3 rRNA genes are annotated in these 5,793 nt (G+C 55.0%); all 3 read right to left on the bottom strand.

The window, feature by feature from the left end:
• Positions 1 to 10: 10 nt before the first annotated feature.
• A 5S ribosomal RNA gene (gene rrf, locus IEW85_RS14110) occupies positions 11 to 128 on the bottom strand.
• A gap of 201 nt (positions 129 to 329) precedes the next feature.
• Positions 330 to 3,431, bottom strand: a 23S ribosomal RNA gene (locus tag IEW85_RS14105).
• Between the two features lie 355 nt (positions 3,432 to 3,786).
• Positions 3,787 to 5,314: ribosomal RNA gene (locus IEW85_RS14100) — 16S ribosomal RNA — on the bottom strand.
• Together the 16S, 23S and 5S rRNA genes form the textbook arrangement of a ribosomal RNA operon.
• Positions 5,315 to 5,793: the final 479 nt, after the last annotated feature.

Raw genomic sequence — 5,793 nt, 5'->3', positions numbered from 1 at the left:
TCTAATGTGTGTTCGGCGGCGACCTACTCTCCCACACTCTTTCGGGTGCAGTACCATCGGCGCAGTAGGGCTTAGCTTCCGGGTTCGGAATGGGATCCGGGCGTTTCCCCTACGCTATGACCGCCGTAACCCTCTCAACCACAACACGCCAAAACACAGACGTGCCAGGTAAACCTAACAAAAAGGGGCCACAACAACATGTGACACTATTCAACTATCCGCCAGACCCACACCACACTAGTGCATGGGGTTTGTTGGTCGGGGACCGCCTAGTGGACGCGAACACGCAAAATCTTCAGCAACACACACCCCAAAAGAACATGCGGTGGTGGTGTAAGTGATCGGCTTATTAGTACCAGTCAGCTTCACGTGTTACCACGCTTCCACATCTGGCCTATCAACCCAGTGGTCTAGCTGGGAGCCTTCACACCTCAAAGGATGATGGAGATCTTATCTCGAAGCCGGCTTCCCGCTTAGATGCTTTCAGCGGTTATCCATCCCGAACGTAGCTAATCAGCGGTGCACTTGGCAGTACAACTGACACACCAGAGGTTCGTCCGTCCCGGTCCTCTCGTACTAAGGACAGACCTTCTCAAATCTCCTACGCGCGCAGCGGATAGGGACCGAACTGTCTCACGACGTTCTAAACCCAGCTCGCGTGCCTCTTTAATGGGCGAACAGCCCAACCCTTGGGACCAACTCCAGCCCCAGGATGAGACGAGCCGACATCGAGGTGCCAAACCATCCCGTCGATATGAACTCTTGGGGAGGATCAGCCTGTTATCCCCGAGGTACCTTTTATCCGTTGAGCGACGGCCCTTCCACACGGTGCCGCCGGATCACTAGTCCCAACTTTCGTTCCTGCTCGACATGCCTGTCTCACAGTCAAGCTCCCTTGTGCACTTACACTCAACACCTGATTGCCAACCAGGCTGAGGGAACCTTTGGGCGCCTCCGTTACTCTTTGGGAGGCAACCGCCCCAGTTAAACTACCCACCAGGCACTGTCCCTGGACCCGATCAGGGCCCGAAGTTAGATGCCTAACAACACCAGAGTGGTATTTCAACAACGACTCCACGACCACTAGCGTGACCGCTTCAACGTCTCCCACCTATCCTACACAAGTGATGTCAAACACCAATACCAAGCTATAGTAAAGGTCTCGGGGTCTTTCCGTCCTGCTGCGCGTAACGAGCATCTTTACTCGTATTGCAATTTCGCCGAGTTCACGGTTGAGACAGCGGGGGTCTCGTTACTCCATTCGTGCAGGTCGGAACTTACCCGACAAGGAATTTCGCTACCTTAGGATGGTTATAGTTACCACCGCCGTTTACTGGGGCTTAAATTCAGAGCTTCACCCCCGAAAGGGTTAACTCCTCCTCTTAACCTTCCAGCACCGGGCAGGAGTCAGTCCGTATACATCGTCTTACGACTTCGCACGGACCTGTGTTTTTAGTAAACAGTCGGACCCCCCTGGTCTCTGCGGCCACCACACGCCCGTCACAGCGAATGCGCGTCACGTGGATGGCCCCCCTTCTCCCGAAGTTACGGGGGCATTTTGCCGAGTTCCTTAACCGTGATTCTCTCGAACGCCTTGGTATTCTCTACCTGACTACCTGTGTTGGTTTCGGGTACGGGCGGCTTGAACCTCGCGTCGATGCTTTTCTCGGCAGCATAGGATCACCGGATCCCTCACCATGTGAGGGCCCATCAAATCTCAGCCTCAACGACTCCCGGATTTGCCTAAGAGTCAGCCTACATTTTTAGACCAGGACAACCATCGCCTGGCCCGGCTACCTTCCTGCGTCACACCTGTTAATACGCTCGCTAGACCGCTTCAGGTCCCACGCTACGCCCACCACGATCACCGAAGTGATCTCAGGCAGGTTTCGGGTGGTTAGTATCAGCGGGTTCGCGTGGGCGGTTCTTCGCCGGTACGGGAATATCAACCCGTTATCCATCGACTACGCCTGTCGGCCTCGCCTTAGGTCCCGACTAACCCAGGGCAGATTAGCTTGACCCTGGAACCCTTAGTCATTCGGCGGACACGTTTCTCACGTGTCTTTCGCTACTCATGCCTGCATTCTCACTCCCATAGGTTCCACCACTAGCTTCCGCTGCGGCTTCACCACCTATGGGACGCTCCCCTACCCATCCAACAAACGTTGAATGCCACAGTTTCGGCGGTGTGCTTGAGCCCCGCTAAATTGTCGGCGCGGAATCACTTGACCAGTGAGCTATTACGCACTCTTTCAAGGATGGCTGCTTCTAAGCCAACCTCCTGGTTGTCTAAGCAACTCCACATCCTTTCCCACTTAGCACACGCTTAGGGGCCTTAACCGGTGGTCTGGGCTGTTTCCCTCTCGACCATGAAGCTTATCCCCCACAGTCTCACTGCTGAGCTCTCACATCACTGGCATTCGGAGTTTAGCTGACGTCAGTAACCTTGTAGGGCCCATCGGCCATCCAGTAGCTCTACCTCCAGGATGAAACACTCAACGCTGCACCTAAATGCATTTCGGGGAGAACCAGCTATCACAGAGTTTGATTGGCCTTTCACCCCTACCCACAGCTCATCCCCCCAGTTTTCAACCTAGGTGGGTTCGGTCCTCCACGCGCTCTTACACGCGCTTCAACCTGGCCATGGGTAGATCACTCCGCTTCGGGTCTAGACCCAGCGACTCAAAACGCCCTATTCAGACTCGCTTTCGCTACGGCTTCCCCACACGGGTTAACCTCGCCACTGAGCACTAACTCGCAGGCTCATTCTTCAAAAGGCACGCCATCACACACCCACAGGCATGCTTTGACGGATTGTAGGCACATGGTTTCAGGTACTATTTCACTCCCCTCCCGGGGTGCTTTTCACCATTCCCTCACGGTACTGATTCACTATCGGTCAGCAGGGAGTATTCAGGCTTACCAGGTGGTCCTGGCAGATTCACACACGATTCCTCGAGCCGCGTGCTACTCGAGAACACCAGATCGACCGGCGGAACGCATTTCAACTACGGGACTCACACCCTCTACGGCCAAGGACTCAACCTTGTTCGTCTATACGCCCGCACCTCAACCGCCAAGACTGGTAGATCTTGGACACTGGGTCTCACAACCCCAACCACGCAACCCCTACCAGGTATCACACGTGATTGGTTTAGCCCCATCCGCTTTCGCTCGCCACTACTCACAGAATCACTTACTTGTTTTCTCTTCCTACCGGTACTGAGATGTTTCACTTCCCGGCGTTCCCTCCAACACGCCTATACATTCAGCGTGTGGTCACACACCACAACAGCATGCGGGGTTTCCCCATTCGGAAATCCTGGCCTCAACGCTCGGTTATCAGCTCCACCAGGCTTATCGCAGATTCCCACGTCCTTCATCGGCTCCTGCTACCAAGGCATCCACCATGCGCCCTTTAACACTTACACGTTCACGAAATTGCTAAAGAACAAAAGATGCTCGCGTCCACTATGCAGTTCCCAAACAACAACCCCCACCCCCATCACCACCAACCAAAACCAGTCAGCAGCTACCTGAAGCAGAGGGTCCAGTCACACGGGCTTATTACCCGAGGACCCAACAGCGCACCAAACACCACACAAAAACACCCACCACCAGCGTTCCAACCCCACAAAGAAGGGCGTACTGACCAGCACCAGGTGCCAAGCATGATGAACCCGCAATCAAAGACGGGTTATTCGTTGATATTCCACCCATGAGCAAACCACCAGCCACACATCCGGCGACTCCGGTGGCGCACCCGACTCGGGTGCAGCTCCTTAGAAAGGAGGTGATCCAGCCGCACCTTCCGGTACGGCTACCTTGTTACGACTTAGTCCCAATCGCTGGTCCCACCTTCGACGGCTCCCCCCACAAGGGTTGGGCCACCGGCTTCGGGTGTTACCAACTTTCGTGACTTGACGGGCGGTGTGTACAAGGCCCGGGAACGTATTCACCGCAGCATTGCTGATCTGCGATTACTAGCGACTCCAACTTCACGAAGTCGAGTTGCAGACTTCGATCCGAACTGAGACCGGCTTTTAGGGATTAGCTCCACCTCACAGTATCGCAACCCACTGTACCGGCCATTGTAGCATGCGTGAAGCCCAAGACATAAGGGGCATGATGATTTGACGTCATCCCCACCTTCCTCCGAGTTGACCCCGGCAGTCTCCCATGAGTCCCCACCATCACGTGCTGGCAACATAGGATAAGGGTTGCGCTCGTTGCGGGACTTAACCCAACATCTCACGACACGAGCTGACGACAACCATGCACCACCTGTACACCAGCCCCGAAGGGAAACCCTATCTCTAGGGCGGTCCGGTGTATGTCAAGCCTTGGTAAGGTTCTTCGCGTTGCATCGAATTAATCCGCATGCTCCGCCGCTTGTGCGGGCCCCCGTCAATTCCTTTGAGTTTTAGCCTTGCGGCCGTACTCCCCAGGCGGGGCACTTAATGCGTTAGCTACGGCGCGGAAAACGTGGAATGTTCCCCACACCTAGTGCCCAACGTTTACGGCATGGACTACCAGGGTATCTAATCCTGTTCGCTCCCCATGCTTTCGCTCCTCAGCGTCAGTAACAGCCCAGAGACCTGCCTTCGCCATCGGTGTTCCTCCTGATATCTGCGCATTTCACCGCTACACCAGGAATTCCAGTCTCCCCTACTGCACTCCAGTCTGCCCGTACCCACTGCACACCCGGGGTTAAGCCCCGGGCTTTCACAGCAGACGTGACAAACCGCCTACGAGCTCTTTACGCCCAATAATTCCGGATAACGCTCGCGCCCTACGTATTACCGCGGCTGCTGGCACGTAGTTAGCCGGCGCTTCTTCTGCAGGTACCGTCACAAAAAGCTTCTTCCCTGCTGAAAGTGGTTTACAACCCGAAGGCCGTCATCCCACACGCGGCGTCGCTGCATCAGGCTTGCGCCCATTGTGCAATATTCCCCACTGCTGCCTCCCGTAGGAGTCTGGGCCGTGTCTCAGTCCCAGTGTGGCCGGTCACCCTCTCAGGCCGGCTACCCGTCATCGCCACGGTGAGCCATTACCTCACCGTCTAGCTGATAGGCCGCGAGTCCATCCAAAACCGCTAAAGCTTTCCACCAGCACACCATGCGGTGACTGGTCATATCCGGTATTAGACCCAGTTTCCCGGGCTTATCCCAGAGTCAAGGGTAGGTTACTCACGTGATACTCACCCGTTCGCCACTAATCCACCCGGTGCAAGCACCAGGCTTCATCGTTCGACTTGCATGTGTTAAGCACGCCGCCAGCGTTCATCCTGAGCCAGGATCAAACTCTCCATTAAAAAACAGAGAAAAACCCAACCAGAGGCCAGGCTGTCCAAGTCCTGCCGGAAAAACAGGACCCTCACGAACAACCAGCAACCAGCCGGGCCGTTGATCTATGGCTATACACAATCCACACCACGGGGGTGGTAGGATCATGTCAACCAAATAAATAAATAATTTGGTATCAACAAACTTGGCACGCTATTGAGTTCTCAAGCAACAAGCACACTCGGCACCACCAGAAACAAACCCTCGTTTCCGGATCGCTCCGAAGCAACTTTTCAATCTTACTCTGTGTCTCTCACGCTGTCAACTCCGTGGCCCCTCCAGGGCATGTCCGGTGTTTTCGGCGCGATCTACAACTCTAGTCCATCCTGACCAGCTCGTCAAATCAGCGTTTCCGCATGATCCTCAATCCGAACCAGCCGGCCGCATAACCTTACCAGACCATCCAGAGAAAACAAATCCCCTGTGTCCAGTCATGCAGGACCAGATA

This window comes from Nesterenkonia cremea, from assembly GCF_014642675.1.
GTDB classification, from domain to species: domain Bacteria; phylum Actinomycetota; class Actinomycetes; order Actinomycetales; family Micrococcaceae; genus Nesterenkonia; species Nesterenkonia cremea.
The sequence above is the reverse complement of the archived record's forward strand: the minus strand, read 5'-3'. Positions and strand labels throughout refer to the sequence as shown.